Below are 18,222 nucleotides of genomic sequence, written 5' to 3' on the forward strand. Positions count from 1 at the left end.
AGCCTCGGGGACAATTCCGCCATGTCGATGAACAGCCGAAAGATCAAGACCTGGGCCTGGGTGCACAAGTGGAGCAGCCTCGTGTGCACGGTCTTCATGCTGCTGCTGTGCCTGACGGGATTGCCGCTGATCTTCCACCACGAGATCGGCCACCTGCTGGGCACCGAGGTCGAGGCGCCGAAGATGCCCGCGGGCACGCCGCGCGTGAGCCTCGACCGCGTGCTCGAGGTGGCGCGCGCGCAGCACCCCGACCGCGTGGTGCAGTTCGCCTCGCAGCCCGAGGACGACGACGGCCTGTGGTTCGTCACGCTCACGCCCACGCCCGCGCCCACCGACGACTTCAAGTCGGTCGCGGTCGATGCGCGCACCGGCGTCATCCTCGCGCAGCCGAAGTTCGACGAGGGCTTCATGTACGTGATGTTCAAGCTGCACGTCGACCTGTTCGCGGGCCTGCCGGGCAAGCTGTTCCTCGGCTTCATGGGCTTCCTGCTGCTGGTCGCGATCGTCTCGGGCGTGGTGCTGTATTCGCCGTTCATGCGCAAGCTCGACTTCGGCACGGTGCGCCGCGAGAAGCGGCCGCGCCTCAAGTGGCTCGACCTGCACAACCTGCTGGGCATCGTCACGCTGGTGTGGCTGTTCGTGGTCGGCGCCACCGGCATGATCAACACCTGGGCCGACCTGGTGATCAAGTACTGGCAGTACGACCAGCTCACCACGCTGCTGGCCCCCTACAAGAACGAGCCCGTGGTCGCCGTGAGCGAACGCGGCTCGGTGCAGCGCTCCTACGAGGCGGCGATGCAGCACGCGCCGGGCAACCGGCTGTCGTTCATCGCCTTCCCGGGCACCGCGTTCTCGAGCCCGCACCACACCACCTTCTTCCTGCAGGGCAAGGAGCCCTTCACCTCGAAGCTGCTGCAGCCGGTGCTGGTCGATGCGAAGACCGCGCAGGTCACGGCGGCGCCGAAGCTGCCCTGGTATCTCACGGCGCTGCTGGTGTCGCAGCCGCTGCACTTCGGCGACTACGGCGGCATGCCGATGCAGATCCTCTGGGCGCTGCTCGACATCGCGACCATCATCGTGCTGGGCAGCGGCCTGTACCTGTGGCTCAAGCGCGGCAACACCGTGCCCGCGGCGGCTTCCAGGGCGGCCGCCGAACGTCCGCGGCGCGAGGAGGGCGGCGCACCGCAGGCCGATCCCGCGCCCGCATTGAAGGCCTGAGCCCATGACCGCAGCAAAGCATCCGCAGCACCACGGCTTCTGGCGCCTCTGGGGCTGGCCGATCGCCCTCGGCCTGCTCACCACCTTCGGCCTGATCTCGGCGCTGTTCAGCGACGGCGGCCTGGGCGACGTGCTGGCCTGGATCACGCTCGGCATTCCTGTCGTGGTCGGCGCGTGGTACGGCTGGCGCCGTCCGCGTCCGGCCAGCGAGTAGCTCGCCTCTTCGTATCGGTGCGCGCGTTCCGCGCGCCACGGTGAGAAACCCCGAGGCCCGGCCGCCGCGCGACACCGCAGAATCGGCGGCATGAAACCCGTTGCCGCCGCCGCCGTCGCCTGTCTCCTGCTCGATCTCTCCACGGCCTCGCGCGCGCAGTCCGGGCCCGAAACCCCGTCGCCGTTCGCGGGCGCCTCGCTGCGCGAGATCACCGTCTCCACGCCGCGCGGCGAGGTCGCGCCCTTCAACGTGCCGGGCTCGGTCGATCGTGTCGACGGCGAGTCCATGCGCGACGGCCGCCTCGGCGTGAACCTCTCAGAGAGCCTGGGCGCGGTGCCCGGGCTGCAGGTGCAGAACCGCCTCAACTACGCGCAGGACCTGCAGCTGTCGGTCCGCGGCTTTGGCGCGCGCTCGACCTTCGGCGTGCGCGGCGTGCGGCTCTATGTCGACGGCATTCCCGCCACCCTGCCCGACGGCCAGGGCCAGACCTCGAACATCGACATCGGCTCGCTCGACCGCGTCGAGATCCTGCGCGGGCCGTTCTCGGCGCTCTACGGCAACTCCTCGGGCGGCGTGCTGCAGGCCTTCACCGCTTCGGGCGAAGGCCGGCCGAAGCTGGCCTATTCGGCCGCCGCCGGCAGCAACGGCACCTGGCGTCAGTCGCTGCAGGCCAGCGGTTCGCAGGGCGCCGTCGACTACCTGCTCGGCGCCAGCCGCTTCCAGACCGACGGCTGGCGCGAGCACAGCGCCGCGCGGCGCGACATCGTCAACGGCAAGCTCGGCATCGCGCTCGACAACGGCGACCGGCTCACGCTGGTCGTCAACAGCGTGCGCATCGATGCGCAGGACCCGCTGGGCCTTACGGCCGACCAGTACGCGCTGGCACCTCGGCTCGCGCCGCTGGCCGTGCAATACGACACCCGCAAGACCGTCGAGCAGACCCAGGCCGGGCTGCTCTACGAACGCCGCCTGAGCCAGACGCAGCAGCTGCGCCTGATGGTCTACGGCGGCGAGCGCAAGACCACGCAATACCAGTCGATCCCGCCCTCGGCGCAGCAGAACCCGCTGCATGCGGGCGGCGTGATCGACCTCACGCGCCAGTACGGCGGCCTCGACCTGCGCTGGACCGGCGCCTTCACGCTGGCGGACCGTCCGTTCGAACTGGTGGCGGGCCTGGGCTACGACAGCCTGCGCGAATGGCGCCGCGGCTACGAGAACTACCTCGGCAGCGGCGCGGCGCAGATCCTCGGCGTGCAGGGCCGGCTGCGGCGCTACGAGCGCAACGAGGTCTGGAACCTCGACCCCTATGCGCAAGCCACCTGGCGCTTCGCCGAGCGCTGGACGCTCGAGGCCGGCCTGCGGCGCAGCAGCGTGCACTTCGACTCGGGCGACCGCTACATCGTCGGCAGCAACCGCGACGACAGCGGCAGCGCGCGCTATGCCAAGACCCTGCCCGCGGCCTCGCTGCGCTTCCAGGCCACGCGCGACATCGCGTTCTACGGCTCCATCGGCCGCGGCTTCGAGACGCCGACGCTCAACGAGCTGTCGTACCGCGCGGGCGGCGCGAGCGGGCTCAACTTCGCGCTGCGGCCCTCGGTCAACGACAGCCTCGAGCTCGGCGCCAAGGCGCGGCTCGGCGGCGGGTTGCTGACCGCGGCGCTGTTTCGCACCCGCACGCGCGACGAGATCGTGACCGACACCAACCTCGGCGGCCGCGCCACCTTCCAGAACGCGGGCCGCACGCGGCGCAACGGCTTCGAGCTGGCCTGGCAGCACGAAACCGAGAACCACTGGCGCACGCAGTTCGCCTACACCTGGCTCGATGCCACCTATCGCGACGCCTTCTGCTCGCCCTCGCCGTGCGCGGCCGCCAACACGGTGGCCGCGGGCAACCGCATCCCGGGCATCGCGCGGCAGTCGCTGTTCGCCTCCTTGGGCTGGGTGCCGCCCGAGGGCTGGCGCGCGGGCGTGGAGATGCGCGCGCTGGGCCGCATCCAGGCCAACGACCTCAACAGCGCGAGCGCGCCCGGCTACGCGGTCGCGGCGGCCTATGCCGGCTATCTCAAGAAGTGGGAGCGCTGGGAGTTCAATGCCTTCGCGCGCGTGGACAACCTGTTCGACCGCCGCTATGCCGGCTCGGTCATCGTCAACGAAGGCAATGCGCGCTATTTCGAGCCCGCGCCGGGGCGCAACTGGACGGTGGGCATGAGCGGTTCGTACCGCTTCTGAGCCTGCGGGCCGCCATGAAAAACGGCGGGCACTGCCCGCCGTCGCGATGGAGCGCAGAGCGCGTCAGAAGGCCGCGGGCCGCCATTTCAGCAGCCGCTTCTCGAGCGAGCTCAAGAGGAAGTCGGCCGCCAGCGCGACCACCGCGAGCACGATCATCGCCGCGAACACGCCACTGGCATTGAAGGCGCCCTGCGCGGTGGAGATCAGGAGGCCGATGCCTTCCTTGGCGCCGAGGAACTCGCCGACCACCGCGCCGACCAGCGCGAAGCCGAAGCTCACGTGCAGGCTCGCGAGGATCCAGGACATCGCCGACGGGATCACCACCGCCATCGTGAGCTGGCGTGGCGAGGCGCCGAGGATCTGCGCGTTCGCGATCATGTACTTGTCGGCTTCGCGCACGCCCTGGAAGGCATTGCCGAAGACCACGAAGAACACCATCACCACCGCCAGCGCCACTTTCGAGGCCATGCCCAGGCCGAGCGCGATCACGAAGATCGAGCCGAGCACCACGCGCGGGATCGAGTTGGCGATCTGGATGTAGAGGCTGAACACGTCCGACAGCAGCTTGTTGCGCCCGAGCACGATGCCGCAGATCACGCCGGCGATGGAGCCGATCAAAAAGCCGATCACCGTCTCCTCGAGCGTCACCGCGACCTGCATCCAGAGCGACCCCTGGGCGGTGCCGTCGCGCATCCATTCCACGAGCTGGTCGTAGATCATGGTGGGCATCGAATAGAAGAAGGGGTCGATCCACTTCAGGCGCGCCGCGATCTCCCAGCCGCCGAGCGCGACCACCAGCACGACCAGCCGCAGCGCGATGATCATGCGGCGCCGGCCGCGGATGGCCGCCTGCGCGATCTCGGATTCGCGCGCGAGCGCGGCGTCGCTGAGGGCCGAGGGAAGTTGCGCGGCGGCAGGCGTGGTGGTGGTGGAAGTGCTCATGGCGGCGTGGGAGGGTGTGACAGCGTTGTTCATTGGATGACGACCTCTTCGCGCAGGTCGTTCCAGATGTGCTTGGACAGTTCGATGAACTGCGCGTCGTAGCGCACCTGCGCCATCACGCGCGGTCGCGGCAGGTCGATCTCGTAGACGCGCTTGAGCGTGGCGGGCCGCGCCGAGAGCACGAACACGCGGTCGGCCAGCGCGATCGCCTCCTCGAGGTCGTGCGTCACGAAGACCACGCTGCCGCCGTTGTTCGACCACAGCTGCAGCAGCTCGTCCTGCATCAGCGTACGGGTCTGCATGTCGAGCGCGGAGAAGGGCTCGTCCATCAGCAGGATCTCGGGGTCGTTGATGAAGGTCTGGGCCAGCGCCACGCGCTTGCGCATGCCGCCCGAGAGCTGGTGCGGGTAGTGCTTGCCGAACTTGGCCAGGCCCACGCGGTGGATCCACTGCTGCGCCAGTTCCATCGCTTCCTTCTTCGGCTTGCCGCGGAAGATCGGGCCGGCCGCCACGTTGTCCTCCACGCTGCGCCACGGGAACACCGCGTCGGCCTGGAACACGAAGCCGATGCGCGGATCGACGCCGGTCACCGGCTGGCCCATCACGCGCACGTGGCCGACGGTGGGCTTGAGCAGGCCGGTGATCATGTTGAGCGTGGTCGACTTGCCGCAGCCCGTGGGCCCGACGATGGCGACGAACTCGCCGCGCGCCACCGACATGCTGAAGTTGCGCAGCGCGACCGTGGCGTTGCCGTCCTGCGAGATGAAGCGCAGCGACACGTCGTCGAAGTCGATCGCGGAGGTGGCCGCGACGTGGCCGCTGCCGGAGGAGGGAGTGCCGTGGCGCATGGTCATTTCGCCGCCGCGAGGTAGGCGTTGCTGTAGGTCTTCGACAGGTCGATGTTCTTGCTCTTGACCAGCGGCTTGTAGGTGGCCAGCACCTTGAGCACGGTCTCGGGGCCGCCCGCGGGCATCTTCGCGTCGGCCGTGAACATCGGCAGCGAGGCCTTGAGCGCCTGCACGTAGAGCGCCTTGTCGTTGCCGTAGTAGTCGCGCGGCACCTTCTCGGCGATCTCCTCGGCGCTGTGCGACTGGATGTACTGCATGGTGCGCGCGAAGGCACGCGCCAGCTTGCCGGCCTCGGCCTTGTGCGACTCGGCCCAGGCGTTCTGCACGTAGAGGCTGGCGGCCGGGTAGAGGCCGCCGAGCGCCTTCACCGTGTCGGCCTCGGTGCGCAGGTCGACCAGCACCTGCGCATCGCCGCTCTTGACCATCTGCGACACCGTGGGCTCGGTCGTCATGCCGGCCTGGATGCGGTCCTGCTTCATTGCGGCGATGAAGGTGTTGCCCGCGCCCACGGGCAGCAGCGAGTAGTCCTTCGAGGCCACGCCCGCGCGGTCGGCGAGGTAGCGCGTGAGGAAGTCGGTCGACGAGCCCAGGCCCGTCACGCCCAGGGTCTTGCCGCCCTTGGCGTCGGCCATGCTCTTGAAGCCGGCCGCGGCAGCCTTGGTGCTGACCAGCTCGACCTCGCCCGGCACCTTGCAGAAGACGGCGATCGCCTGGATCTCCTTGCCCTTGCTCTGCAGGTCGATGGTGTGGTCGTAGAAGCCGACCACGCCCTGCACGGCGCCGGCGATCAGCTGGTTCTCGGCGTCGACGCCCGCGGGCTGGGACTGCAGCTCGACGTTCAGGCCCTCGTCCTTGAAGTAGCCCAGCGCCTCGGTGAGCTTGGCCGGCAGGTAGATGATCTTGTTGATGCCGCCCACCATGATGGTGATGGGGGCGTCGGCGGCCTGGGCGAACGGCGTGGCGAAGGCGGCGCAGAGGGCGGCGGCGAGCAGGGTGCGGCGGGTGGCGGACATGGGGGCTTGTGTCTCCGGTGGGTGTGAGTGCGGTCGGGCCAGTCTAGGAATCGCCATCCTTCGGCCAGCTTTCAGCGCCGGGCGCGAATCCTCATGGTTATCCCTAGGCCCGTGCCCTGGCCGCCACCCTTCCTAGAATCCACGGCCACTCCCGCCGACCGCATGAAGCTGCTGCTGATCGAAGACAACCCGCAACTCGCGCACTGGCTTTCCAGCCTGCTGCGCGAACAGGACTTCGTGGTCGACCACGTCGCCAACGGCGAGGCCGCGGACCTGCAGCTGGCCCAGGCCGGCTACGACGTGGTGCTGCTCGACCTCAACATCCCGGGCCTGCCGGGCAAGGCCGTGCTGCGCCGGCTGCGCGAGCGCGGCGACACGGTGCCGGTGATCATCCTCACGGCCACCGCCTCGCTCGACCAGAAGGTGCTGTGCCTGGAGATCGGCGCCGACGACTACCTGGTGAAGCCCTTCGAGATCCGCGAGCTGGTGGCGCGCATCAAGGTGCTGGTGCGCCGGCAGATGCCGGGCAAGGCCAACGACATCGCCTGCGGCGACCTGCGCTACGACCTGCGCACGCGCCAGTTCGCGCTGGCCGGCGACGAGTTGGCGCTGCCGCCGCGCGAGCGCACGCTGCTCGAGACGCTGATGCTCAAGGCCGGCAGCACGGTGTCGAAGCAGGCGCTGATCGACGCCATCTTCGGCCTCGACGACGAGCCCAGCGCGGACGCGGTGGACATCTACATCCACCGCCTGCGCAAGAAGCTCGAGGCCAGCCAGGCGACCATCATCACGCTGCGCGGCGTGGGTTATTTGCTGCGCACGCGCCAGGAAGAATGAAGAAGCGCTCCAGCCTGCGCCTGCGCCTCGCGCTGTGGCTGCTGCTGCCGCTGTCGCTGTTCGTCGCGGTCTGCGGCTGGCTCAACTGGCGCAACGCGGCGGAGGTGGCCGACTACGTGCAGGACCACGACCTGCTGTCCTCGGCCAAGGTGCTGTCGGACCGCCTGATCTGGGAGGACAACGACGTGCAGGCCAGCGTGCCGCCGTCGGCGCTGAGCCTGTTCGTCTCGCCCGAGCACGACCGGGTATTTCTCAGCGTGACGGGCGCCAACGGCGAGCTGCTGGCCGGCTCGCCCGACTTCCCGCTGCCGGCGCGGCGCAAGCCCGAGGGCGTCGATCGCGCCCAGTGGTACGACGCGGAGTTCGGCGGGCTGTCGTTGCGCGCGGTCGTCACCACGCGCTCGATGTACGAGATCGGCGGCGCGCGCGACATCACCATCGCCGTTGGCAAGACCGAGCGCAGCCGCGACCACATGCTGCGCACGCTGTGGTGGCCGTCGATGGAGTACCTGCTGATCGCGCTCGCGCTGGCCATCGCGCTCGCCGTGGCGGCGCTGACGCTGGAGCTGCGGCCCATTGTGCGGCTGAGCCAGCAGCTCGCGCAGCGCGATCCGCTGCATCTGGACCTGGTGGTGGATACCGGCGCGCTGCATTCCGAACTGCGGCCGGTGGCCGACACCATCAACCGCTTCGTCGCGCAGCTGCGCGCGCATTCGGAGGCGCAGCGGCGCTTCATCGCCGACGCGGCGCACCAGCTGCGCACGCCGCTGGCGATGCAGGCCTCGCAGATCGAGTACGCGCGCTACACGCGCCAGCACCGCGGCGAATGGGACACGCGCCGGGCCGACATGGATGCGATGTGGCTCGCGATGCAGACCAGCAACCGGCGGCTGGTCGACGTCACCAACAAGCTGCTGCTGCTCGCGCAGGCCGAGCATGGCGATGCGCACACGCGGCTCGAGCGGGTCGACCTGGCTGCGGTGGCGCTGCGCTGCGTGGAGCAGCTCGCGGCGCTGGCGGATCGGCGCCGCATCGACCTGGGGCTGGAGGCGACTGGAACGGCCTTCGTGCGGGCGCAGCCGGCGCTGCTCGATGCGCTGGTCAGCAACCTGCTCGACAACGCACTGCGCTACACGCAGGAGGGCGGCCGGGTGACGCTGGGAGTGCGCGAGACCGCGGACGCGGTCGTGCTGAGCGTGGAAGACAACGGCCCGGGCATTCCCGCCGAGGCGCGCGAGCGCGTGTTCGAGCGCTTCTACCGGGTGGCGCAGGACAGCGAGGGAACGGGGCTGGGGCTGGCGATCGTGCGCGAGATCGCGCGGGCCTTCGAGGCCGACGTGGACCTGGCAGCCAACCCTCGCGAGGCGAGCGGGCTGCTGGTCACGGTGCGTTTTCCGCCGGCGGGGCCGGCGGCGGAAAACGCGAGGTAGGCCTCAGAGGCCGGCGGCTGCGCGCAGGGCCGCGGCCTGCGTGGTCGCTTCCCAGGTGAACTCGGGCTCCTCGCGGCCGAAGTGGCCGTAGGCGGCGGTCTTCTGGTAGATCGGACGCAGCAGGTCGAGCATCTGGATGATGCCCTTCGGACGCAGGTCGAAGTGCTCGCGCACGAGCTCGGCGATCTTCTCGTCGGGGATCACGCCGGTGCCTTCGGTGTAGACCGTGATGTTCATCGGCTGGGCCACGCCGATGGCGTAGGCCACCTGGATCTGGCACTGGCGCGCCAGGCCGGCGGCCACGATGTTCTTGGCCACGTAGCGCGCGGCATAGGCGGCCGAGCGGTCGACCTTCGACGGGTCCTTGCCCGAGAACGCGCCGCCGCCGTGCGGGCAGGCGCCGCCGTAGGTGTCGACGATGATCTTGCGGCCGGTGAGGCCGCAGTCGCCCTGCGGGCCGCCGATGACGAAGCGGCCGGTCGGGTTGATCAGGTAGCGCGTGTTCTGCAGCCATTCCTTGGGCAGCACGGGCTTGATGATCTCCTCGATGATGGCTTCGTTGAACGAGGCCTTCATCTTGGTCGGCGACTCGCTCTGGTCGGGGCTGTGCTGGGTCGAGAGCACCACGGTGTCGATGCTGTGCGGCTTGCCGTCGACGTAGCGCATCGTCACCTGGCTCTTGGCGTCGGGACGCAGGAAGGGCAGGCGGCCGTCCTTGCGCAGCTGGGCCTGGCGTTCGACCAGGCGGTGCGCGTAGTAGATCGGCGCGGGCATCAGCTCGGGCGTTTCGTCGCAGGCGTAGCCGAACATCAGGCCCTGGTCGCCGGCGCCGGTGTTCAGGTGGTCGTCCGATGCGTGGTCGACGCCCTGGGCGATGTCGTTGGACTGCTTGTCGTAGCAGACCATGACCGCGCAGCCCTTGTAGTCGATGCCGTAGTCGGTGTTGTCGTAGCCGATGCGCTTGATGGTGTCGCGCGCGACCTGGATGTAGTCGACGTGCGCGTTGGTCGTGATCTCGCCGGCGAGCACCACGAGGCCGGTGTTGGTCAGCGTCTCGGCGGCCACGCGGCTGCGCGGGTCCTGCTCGAAGATCGCGTCCAGGATGGCGTCCGAGATCTGGTCGGCCACCTTGTCGGGGTGGCCTTCGGAGACGGATTCGGAAGTGAAGAGGAAGTCGTTCGCCATTTGTTCAAAGCTCCTTGAAGTGGTTTGGCGCGTTGCCAACTCTGCGGAGCCCTGGCGAACGCTTTAGCAGATTGCCGATGAGCCATCGGCGGGCACAATCGCCATGCGGCGCCCGTGCTTGTCGCCCTGCAAGTTGTTCCGTAACTCGGCGACAATTTCGATTCTATTCGAGCCGCGCCAAACCGTGCGCGCGCGTCCTTGATCCCATTCCCGACCTGTCCATGATCGCTCTCTTCCGATTGCTCGCCCGCGTACCGATGCCCGTGATGCATTGGTTCGGCGCGGGGCTCGGATGGCTGGTCTGGGCCCTGGCGCCCGATTACCGAAGGCGCTTCCGGGCCAATGCGCAGAGCGCGGGCTTCGGCCCCGACGCCTATCGCCCGGCCATCGCCGCGGCCGGCAAGATGGCCTCCGAGCTGCCCTGGCTCTGGCTGCGTCCCCATGGCGAGACGGTGCTGCCGCGCGTGCTGCGCTGGGAGGGCGTCGAGGCCTTCGAGGCCGCGCTGCAGGCGAAGAAGGGCGTGATCCTCGTCGCGCCCCACCTGGGCAGCTGGGAGATGTGCGGCCAGGCGATTGGCGAGCGTTTCCATGAACGCTATGGCCCGATCACCGCGCTGTTCCGTCCCGCGCGCAAGAAGTGGATGGCCGAACTCATCGCCGCGGGCTCGCGCGACCGTCCCGGCCTGCAGACCCTGCCGACCAGCATCACCGGCGTGCGCGGCCTGATGCGCACGCTGCGCAACGGCGGCTACACCGGCATCCTGCCCGACCAGGTGCCGCCGCTGGGGCAGGGCGTGTGGGCGCCGTTCCTGGGCCGGCCCGCCTACACCATGAGCCTGCTGCCGCGGCTCGCGCAGCAGACCGGCGCGGCCTGCTTCCTCAGCGTCTGCGAACGGCTGCCGCGCGGCGCGGGCTACGTGATCCGCTTCGAGCCGATCGTAGGCACCGCGCTGACCGACCCGAAGGCCTCGCTCGAGGACGCGGCCGCGGCCATGAACGAGGCCATCGGCCGGCTGATCCGCAGCCTGCCGGGCCAGTACGTGTGGGACTACGCGCGCTACAAGGAGCCGCGCGGCGACGCGCCCGTGGTGGCCGAGGCCGGGGGGGCTGCACGATGAGCCTGGGTTCCCGTCTGGGCATCGGCTTCATGCGCGCGATCGCGCCGCTGCCGCTGCCGCTGGTGCGCGGCTTCGGTGCCTTCCTGGGCCGCGTGCTGCACACGATCGCGCTGCCGCGCCGGCGCGTGGTCGACACCAACCTCGCGGTCTGCTTCCCCGAGAAGTCCGAGGCCGAGCGACGCGCGATCGCGAAGCAGAGCTTCGTCTACGTGGCGCAATCGTGGCTCGACCGCAGCTGGCTCTGGCATGCGCCCGAGAAGGTGGTGGCGAGCCGGCTGAAGATCGTGGGCGCGGCGTCGGAGATCCGTGAGATCGCCGAGGGCAGCGCGCCGATGATCCTGTTCGCGCCGCACTTCTACGGCCTCGACGCCGCGGCCACCGCGCTCACGATGCACACGGCGCGGCCCTCGGCCACCATCTACACGACCCAGCGCGACCCGATGGTCGATGCCTGGATTCGCGAAGGCCGCACGCGCTTCGGCGACGTGGCGGCGCTCAACCGGGTCGACGGCATCAAGCCGGTGCTCGCGGGGCTGCGCAAGGGCGGGCTCTTGTACCTGCTGCCCGACATGGACTTCGGCCGCGACCAGACCATCTTCGTGCCCTTCTACGGCGTGCAGGCCGCCACCGTGCCCTCGCTCTCGCGCTTCGCGCGGCTGGGCAAGGCGAAGGTGGTGCCGATCGTCGCGAAGCTCACGCGCGGCGGTTACGAGATCGAGGTGCTCGAGACCTGGCAGAACTTCCCGACCGACGACGTCGAGGCCGACACCGCGCTGATGAACACGCGGTTGCAGGGCTACATCGATCCGATGCCGGCCCAGTACTACTGGGTGCACCGCCGCTTCAAGACCCGCCCCGAGGGCGATCCGCCGATCTACTGAGCCCCCCGGCTTTTCAGTCGCTTCGCGCCTGTAACTCCACCCCCCGAGGGGGAGGCGCGGTCCGCCTTGGGGCGGCCCGGCGGCGGCCGCCTCAATGGCGATTGAGGAAGGCCTCGATCTCGCCCGCCACGAGCCGCGGCTGCTCGTGCACGATCCAGTGGGTGGCGCCCGGCACCTTCTTGACCACGAGATCGGGCACGTACTCGTCGAGCCCCTCGAGCAGACCCGGCAGCAGCGCGGCATCGTCGAGCGCCCAGAACACGAAGGTGGGCACGTTGACCACCAGCCGCTCGCGCGGCAGCACCGGAATGCCGTCGATGGTCTGGCCCGGCAGCGGCGGCTTCATCGGCGTCACGCGGTAGAGGTTGCAGGCACCGGTGAGGCCGGCGCTCCAGACCTCGCGGTACTGCTGCTTCACTTCCTCGGTGAGCCAGCCGAAGCCATCGGGCCCGGCCTTCATCAGCAAGAAGAAGGGCCACATGCGCTTGAAGTCGTCGGCCGCGAGCAGGGCCTCGGCATCGGGCCGCGCGAGGAAGTTCATGTAGGCACTGGCCTGCTGCTGCGCCGGGCTGTTGCGCAGCTCGCGCGTGAAGGTGCCGGGATGCGGCGAGTTGATGATCACCAGCTTGCCGACCTGCTGCGGGAACGCGTTGGCATAGCCCCAGCCGAAGGCGCCGCCCCAGTCGTGCGCGACCAGCGCGGCCATGGTGCCGTCCTGGCTCTCGGTGGCCACCAGCTGCTGGATGTCCTGGATCAGCAGCTGCGCCTTGTATTCGGCCACCTCGGTGGGCGAGCTCGACTTCTCGAAGCCGCGCAGGTTCGGTGCCACGCAGCGGTAGCCGCCATGCGCCGGGTCGGCGAAGTGGGCGAGCAGCTCGTCCCAGATGAACGCGGCCTCGGGGAAGCCGTGCAGGAACACCATCAGCGGGCGGCCGGGTTCGCCGGCGGCGCGGCAGCTCAGGGTGATGCCGTTGGGCAGGCTGCGTTGGAAGGTCTCGATCATGCGTCTGTCTCCTCTTTGCTATCGTTTCAATAGTGAATCAGGCAGAAGGGACGGCCGCTGCAGCCGGGTCTGCCTCAGGACTCTTCGGGCGGCTCGGGCTCGGGTTCAGGCGCGGGGTCGGCGGCCGGCTCGGCCGTGTGGACCCAGCGCGACAGCAGCTCGGCGGCCTCGCCCACGCCCTGCTTCTTCAGTGCCGAGAACAGTTTGACCTCGCCGCCGCCGGCCTGCAGTCGCACGATGGACAGCACCTTCGCGCCCTCGGAGCGCGTGAGCTTGTCGGCCTTGGTCAGCAGCACCAGGAACTTCAGGCCCTGCTCGACGCGCGGGCGGATCACCTCGAGCAGGATCTCGTCGAGCTCGGTCAGGCCGTGGCGCGGATCGCACATCAGCACCACGCCGCGCAGGTTCTCGCGCGTCATCAGGTAGTTGCCCATCACGCGCTGCCAGCGCAGCTTGGCCTCGCGCGGCACGGCCGCGTAGCCGTAGCCGGGCAGGTCGGCGAGCACCGCGTCGTCGACCTTCTGCCGGCCGATGCCGAACAGGTTGATGTGCTGCGTGCGGCCCGGCGTCTTCGAGGCGAAGGCCAGCCGCGTCTGCTGCGTGAGCGTGTTGATGGCGGTGGACTTGCCGGCGTTGGAGCGGCCGACGAAGGCGATCTCGGGCAGGTCGAAGGGCGGCAGGTGCTCGAGCTGCGGGGCGCTGGTCAGGAAGTGCGCGGTGTGCAGCCAGCCCAGCGCGGCACGTTCGCGTTCGACGGTCTCGGGGTCTTGGGCGGGGGCCGCGCGGGAAGGAAATGCGGTGCTCTTGCGCGACGGCGTGGTCATCAATGGGCTTTCGGAACGGGGCGCCATTGTAGAATCGCGGGGTTTTGCGCCAATAAATTCGAGCCCCCGATATGAAGTTGTTTGCCAATTTTCTGCTTGCGGCCCTCGTGGGGATCGCTGGTACCGCAGTCAGCACAGGTGCTTTTGCCGAGGAGACGGCAGCCGCACCGACCACACCGGTCAAGGCCAAGCCCGACCCGGCCAAGGGCGACACCATCTTCAATGCCACCCCGGCCAACAGCCAGAGCTGCGCCTCCTGCCACAACGCGGACGGCAACTCGGCGATCCCGGCCAATCCCAAGCTGGCGCAGCAGCACCCCGAATACATCCTCAAGCAGCTCGAGGACTTCAAGTCCGGCAAGCGCAAGAGCGCGATCATGAAGCCGCTGGCCTCGGCGCTGTCCGAGGAGGACATGCGCAACATCGCCTGGTTCGTCGGCTCGAAGAAGGTCAAGCCCGGCTTCTCGAAGGACAAGGACACCATCGCCCTGGGCGAGCGGATCTACCGCGGCGGCATCGCCGACCGTCAGGTCCCGGCCTGTGCCGGCTGCCACAGCCCGAACGGCGCCGGCATGCCCGCGCAGTACCCGCGCCTGGGCGGCCAGCATGCCGACTACACGGCGGCCCAACTCACGGCCTTCCGCGGCGACGGTGCCACGGTGCGCGCCAACAACGCCGTGATGACCGGCGTGGCCGCCAAGCTCAACGACCGCGAAATCAAGGCCGTGGCCGACTACATCGCCGGTCTGCGTTGATCCCGCACGCGCGAGCGTGAACTAACCGCCGACAACAACCCCAAAAGAGGGCGGGCCGATCCAGAAGGATGGCCCGCCCTTTTGCGTTTCGCTTCCTCCGGACGCCTTTTCCCCTCTCTTCTCCAGCAATCGATGTCAGTCTCCACTCACGGCCTTCGCGTCCATCGCGGCCCGCAAGCGGTTCGCGCGGCGGTGGAACTGCTGTCGTCGATGCGCTTCGCGATCGCGCTGCTCACGATCATCTGCATCGCCTCGATCATCGGCACCGTGCTCAAGCAGCACGAGCCGATCAACAACTACATCAACCAGTTCGGGCCGTTTTGGGCCGAGGTGTTCCGCGCCGCGCGGCTCGACTCGATCTACAGCGCCTGGTGGTTCCTGCTGATCCTGCTGTTCCTGGTGATCAGCACCACGCTGTGCATCGTGCGCAACACGCCGCGCATCGTGGTCGAACTGCGCACCTTCAAGGAAGACATCCGCACCCAGAGCCTCAAGGCCTTCGGCCAGCGCGCGCAGACGCAGCTCGGCGAAACGCCCGACATGGCGGCCAACCGCATCGGCCAGTTGCTCGTGAGCGGCGGCTGGAAGGTCAAGCTGCAGCAGCGCGAGGCCACGGGCGATGGCAAGACGCCGGCCGGCTGGATGGTCGCCGCGCGTGCCGGCGGCGCGCACAAGCTCGGCTACATCGCGGCGCACAGCGCGATCGTGCTGGTGTGCATCGGCGGCCTGCTCGACGGCGACCTGGTGGTGCGCGCGCAGACCTGGTTCAACGGCAAGAGCGTGTTCACCGGCGGCGGCATGATCGCCGACGTGCCGCCGCAGCACCGGCTGTCGGCCGGCAATCCGACCTTCCGCGGCAACATCCTGGTGCCCGAGGGCGGGCAGGGCAGCGTGGCGATCCTCAACCAGGCCGATGGCGTGCTGCTGCAGGAGCTGCCGTTCTCGATCGAGCTCAAGAAGTTCATCGTCGACTACTACTCGACCGGCATGCCCAAGCTGTTCGCGAGCGAGGTGGTGCTGCACGACCGCGAGACCGGCGCGCAGGTGCCCGCGCGCATCGAGGTCAACCATCCGGCCAGCTACAAGGGCGTGGAGATCTATCAGTCGAGCTTCGACGACGGCGGCTCGACGGTGAAGCTCAAGGCGGTGCCGATGGCGGCCGCTGCCAAGCCCTTCGAGGTCGAGGGCGTGATCGGCGGCCCGAGCAGCGAGATCACCAACGGCAAGGAGAAGCTCACGCTGGAGTTCGCGGCGCTGCGCGTGATCAACGTCGAGAACTTCGCCGACGGCGGCGCCATGGGCAGCGGCGCCGACGTGCGCAAGGTCGACCTGCGCCACGACATCGAGTCGCGCCTGGGCGCGGCCAACAAGACCAACAAGCCCAAGGTGCTGCGCAACATCGGCCCGAGCATCGGCTACAAGCTGCGCGACGCGGCCGGCCAGGCGCGCGAATACCAGAACTACATGGTGCCGGTCGACACCGGCGACGGCCAGCCGGTGTTCCTGCTGGGCATGCGCGAGAAGCCCGAGGAGCCGTTCCGCTACCTGCGCGTGCCGGCCGACGAGCAGGGCTCGATGGACGGCTTCGTGCGCATGCGCGCCACGCTCGAGGACCCGGCGATGCGCGCGCGCGCCATCGAGCGCTACATCGCCAAGGCCAGCGATCCGAAGCGCCCCGAGATGGCCGACCAGCTGCGGGTGTCGGCCACGCGCGCGCTGGCGCTGTTCGCGGGCAGCGAGCCCGCGCGCGCCGATGCCGCCTCCGCGGGCGGCTGGCAGGCGATCGCCGAATTCATGGAGAGCAACGTGCCCGAGGCCGAGCGCGAGCGCGCGGGCGCGGTGCTGGTGCGCATCCTCAACGACGTGCTCTACGAGGTGCTGAACCTCAGCCGCGAAGGCGCGGGTCTCGCGGCGCTGCCGGGCGACGAGAAGTCGCAGGCCTTCCTCACGCAGGCGGTGATCGCGTTGAGCGACGCCCACTTCTACCCGGCCCCGGTCGCGATGATGATGACCGACTTCACCCAGGTGCAGGCCAGCGTGTTCCAGGTGGCGCGCGCCCCTGGCAAGAACGTCGTCTATCTGGGCTGTCTGTTGCTGATCGTCGGGATTTTTGCCATGCTGTACGTGCGCGAGCGTCGGCTCTGGGTGTGGCTGACACCCGCCGGCGCCCCTGGAGACAACACCACCGAAACCGCCGCGACGATGGCGTTCTCGGTCAATCGCAAGACCATCGACAGCGATCGGGAGTTCGAGCACCTGAAGCACAAGCTGCTCGCCCTGAAGAAAGAAGAGCCCGCCTCACCATGAACACCACCACCCTCACGCTCAACGAAAGCTGGCTCTCGCGGCGCAACTTGTTCGACTGGGTGTTCGCGGCGCTGGTGCTCGCGGGCGGCCTGTTCGCCTTCGCGCGCCATGCGGGCTCGATGGATTCCTACGAGAAGCCGATCCTGGTGGGCGCTCTGATCTGTGTGATCGCCATGGGCTGGTTCTGGCGCCCGCTGCGGGTGCTGGCGATCGTGGTCGCGGCGGCCTCGCTGCTGGCCATCGCGTCCTACCAGGGCGACCTGGCGCGCGCCGACACCGTGTTCTGGCTCAAGTACTTCCTCTCGAGCCAGTCGGCCATCCTCTGGATGAGCGTGCTGTTCTTCATGAGCACGCTGTTCTACTGGCTCGGCTTCTTCGGCGGCAAGCAGGGCGACGCGCTCGAGGCGATCGGTTCGCGGCTGGCCTGGGCCGCCATCACCATGGCGCTGATCGGCACCATGGTGCGCTGGTACGAAAGCCACCAGCTCGGCCCCGACATCGGCCACATCCCGGTGAGCAACCTCTACGAGGTGTTCGTGCTGTTCTGCTGGCTCACGGCCGCGTTCTATCTCTACTACGAAGAGCACTACCGCACGCGCGCGCTCGGCGCCTTCGTGATGCTGGTGGTGAGCGCGGCGGTCGGCTTCCTGCTCTGGTACACGCTGGTGCGCCAGGCGCACGAAATCCAGCCGCTGGTGCCCGCGCTGCAGAGCTGGTGGATGAAGCTGCACGTGCCCGCCAACTTCATCGGCTACGGCACCTTCTCGCTCGCGGCCATGGTGGCTTTCGCCTACCTGGTGAAGGAACAGGCGGACGAGACCCGCTGGTACAAGCTCACGCCGATCTGGCTGCTGGGCATGGCGCTGTGCTTCGTGCCGGTGGCGTTCCGCCAGCGCGTGCAGGAAGCCGGTGGCAGCTACTGGGTGGCCTATGCGGCGATCTCGGCGCTGATCGCGGCCGGCATCCTGCTGGGGCGCAAGCGCATCGCGGCACGCCTGCCGGCCAACGAGGTGCTCGACGACGTCATGTACAAGTCGATCGCGGTCGGCTTCGCCTTCTTCACCATCGCCACCGTGCTCGGTGCGCTGTGGGCCGCCGATGCCTGGGGCGGCTACTGGAGCTGGGACCCGAAGGAGACCTGGGCGCTGATCGTCTGGCTCAACTACGCGGCCTGGCTGCACATGCGCCTGGTCAAGGGCCTGCGCGGCACCGTGGCGGCCTGGTGGGCGCTCGCGGGGCTGGCGGTCACCACCTTCGCCTTCCTCGGCGTCAACATGTTCCTGAGCGGCCTGCACAGCTACGGCACCCTGTAGGCGCGCGCCGGCGGCCTTTCGCGAAGAATTGAAACCGCGCGCCCCGCGTGCGCGTAACCGAATCGGGGGGAGCCACGAACTACCTTCCGAACACAACGATTCCAG

General features: G+C 69.0%; 16 protein-coding genes. 10 read left to right on the forward strand and 6 right to left on the reverse strand.

The features are described from left to right. Positions 1-27 precede the first annotated feature (27 nt). The 3 genes from INQ48_06760 to INQ48_06770 all read left to right on the forward strand — a co-directional run bounded on the left by INQ48_06760 (position 28) and on the right by INQ48_06770 (position 3,661). Positions 28-1,218: a PepSY domain-containing protein gene (locus INQ48_06760; GenBank protein QRF60643.1), complete on the forward strand. Its 1,191-nt coding sequence runs from the start codon at positions 28-30 to the stop codon at positions 1,216-1,218. A gap of 4 nt (positions 1,219-1,222) precedes the next feature. Continuing rightward, the gene (locus tag INQ48_06765; GenBank protein ID QRF58930.1) at positions 1,223-1,432 is read left to right on the forward strand and encodes a hypothetical protein; all 210 of its coding nucleotides are present in this window, start codon (positions 1,223-1,225) and stop codon (positions 1,430-1,432) included. A 90-nt stretch (positions 1,433-1,522) separates the two neighbouring features. Continuing rightward, a complete protein-coding gene (locus INQ48_06770) occupies positions 1,523-3,661 on the forward strand; it encodes a TonB-dependent receptor (GenBank protein QRF58931.1) in 2,139 nt (712 codons plus the stop codon). A gap of 63 nt (positions 3,662-3,724) precedes the next feature. On the opposite strand, the gene INQ48_06775 is transcribed toward INQ48_06770, so the two are convergent. Genes INQ48_06775 through INQ48_06785 form a run of 3 tightly spaced genes read right to left on the reverse strand, consistent with a single transcriptional unit; the run spans position 3,725 to position 6,464 of the window. After that, positions 3,725-4,603 (reverse strand): ABC transporter permease, encoded by an 879-nt coding sequence (locus INQ48_06775; GenBank protein ID QRF58932.1) that lies wholly within the window; start codon positions 4,601-4,603, stop codon positions 3,725-3,727. A 29-nt stretch (positions 4,604-4,632) separates the two neighbouring features. Continuing rightward, positions 4,633-5,451: an ABC transporter ATP-binding protein gene (locus INQ48_06780; GenBank protein QRF58933.1), complete on the reverse strand. Its 819-nt coding sequence runs from the start codon at positions 5,449-5,451 to the stop codon at positions 4,633-4,635. A 2-nt stretch (positions 5,452-5,453) separates the two neighbouring features. Further along, positions 5,454-6,464, reverse strand: a complete 1,011-nt coding sequence (locus tag INQ48_06785; GenBank protein QRF58934.1) for an ABC transporter substrate-binding protein — start codon at positions 6,462-6,464, stop codon at positions 5,454-5,456. 162 nt (positions 6,465-6,626) lie between these two features. Here INQ48_06785 and INQ48_06790 point away from each other — a divergent pair, with 162 nt between their 5' ends. Beyond that, positions 6,627-7,301 (forward strand): response regulator transcription factor, encoded by a 675-nt coding sequence (locus INQ48_06790; protein QRF58935.1) that lies wholly within the window; start codon positions 6,627-6,629, stop codon positions 7,299-7,301. Then, positions 7,298-8,731 carry a sensor histidine kinase gene (locus INQ48_06795; GenBank protein QRF58936.1) on the forward strand — a complete coding sequence of 478 codons (1,434 nt, stop codon included), beginning with the start codon at positions 7,298-7,300 and terminating at the stop codon, positions 8,729-8,731. Before INQ48_06790 ends, INQ48_06795 begins: the two co-directional genes overlap by 4 nt. A 3-nt stretch (positions 8,732-8,734) precedes the next feature. Here INQ48_06795 and INQ48_06800 read toward each other — a convergent pair whose 3' ends face one another. Next, complete coding sequence (locus INQ48_06800) at positions 8,735-9,916, reverse strand: methionine adenosyltransferase (protein QRF58937.1); 1,182 nt, start codon at positions 9,914-9,916, stop codon at positions 8,735-8,737. A 221-nt stretch (positions 9,917-10,137) separates the two neighbouring features. Here INQ48_06800 and INQ48_06805 point away from each other — a divergent pair, with 221 nt between their 5' ends. Further along, on the forward strand, positions 10,138-11,034 hold the full coding sequence (locus tag INQ48_06805) for a lysophospholipid acyltransferase family protein (protein ID QRF58938.1): 897 nt from the start codon (positions 10,138-10,140) through the stop codon (positions 11,032-11,034). After that, a complete protein-coding gene (locus INQ48_06810; GenBank protein QRF58939.1) occupies positions 11,031-11,915 on the forward strand; it encodes a lipid A biosynthesis acyltransferase in 885 nt (294 codons plus the stop codon). Before INQ48_06805 ends, INQ48_06810 begins: the two co-directional genes overlap by 4 nt. Before the next feature lie 91 nt (positions 11,916-12,006). On the opposite strand, the gene INQ48_06815 is transcribed toward INQ48_06810, so the two are convergent. After that, positions 12,007-12,918: an alpha/beta hydrolase gene (locus INQ48_06815; protein ID QRF58940.1), complete on the reverse strand. Its 912-nt coding sequence runs from the start codon at positions 12,916-12,918 to the stop codon at positions 12,007-12,009. 74 nt (positions 12,919-12,992) lie between these two features. Then, positions 12,993-13,742 carry a YihA family ribosome biogenesis GTP-binding protein gene (locus tag INQ48_06820; GenBank protein ID QRF58941.1) on the reverse strand — a complete coding sequence of 250 codons (750 nt, stop codon included), beginning with the start codon at positions 13,740-13,742 and terminating at the stop codon, positions 12,993-12,995. A gap of 71 nt (positions 13,743-13,813) precedes the next feature. On the opposite strand from INQ48_06820, the gene INQ48_06825 reads away from it, so the two are divergent. From INQ48_06825 to ccsB, 3 genes are all read left to right on the forward strand, one after another. Further along, complete coding sequence (locus INQ48_06825; GenBank protein QRF58942.1) at positions 13,814-14,497, forward strand: cytochrome c4; 684 nt, start codon at positions 13,814-13,816, stop codon at positions 14,495-14,497. Positions 14,498-14,629: 132 nt separating this feature from the next. Next, a complete protein-coding gene (locus INQ48_06830; protein QRF58943.1) occupies positions 14,630-16,804 on the forward strand; it encodes a cytochrome c biogenesis protein ResB in 2,175 nt (724 codons plus the stop codon). Next, positions 16,801-18,117, forward strand: coding sequence for a c-type cytochrome biogenesis protein CcsB (ccsB, locus tag INQ48_06835; protein QRF58944.1), 1,317 nt, complete (start codon positions 16,801-16,803; stop codon positions 18,115-18,117). The genes INQ48_06830 and ccsB overlap by 4 nt, the downstream gene beginning before the upstream one ends. Positions 18,118-18,222 lie beyond the last annotated feature (105 nt).

It is taken from the genome of Variovorax paradoxus, from assembly GCA_016806145.1.
Taxonomy (GTDB): domain Bacteria; phylum Pseudomonadota; class Gammaproteobacteria; order Burkholderiales; family Burkholderiaceae_C; genus Variovorax.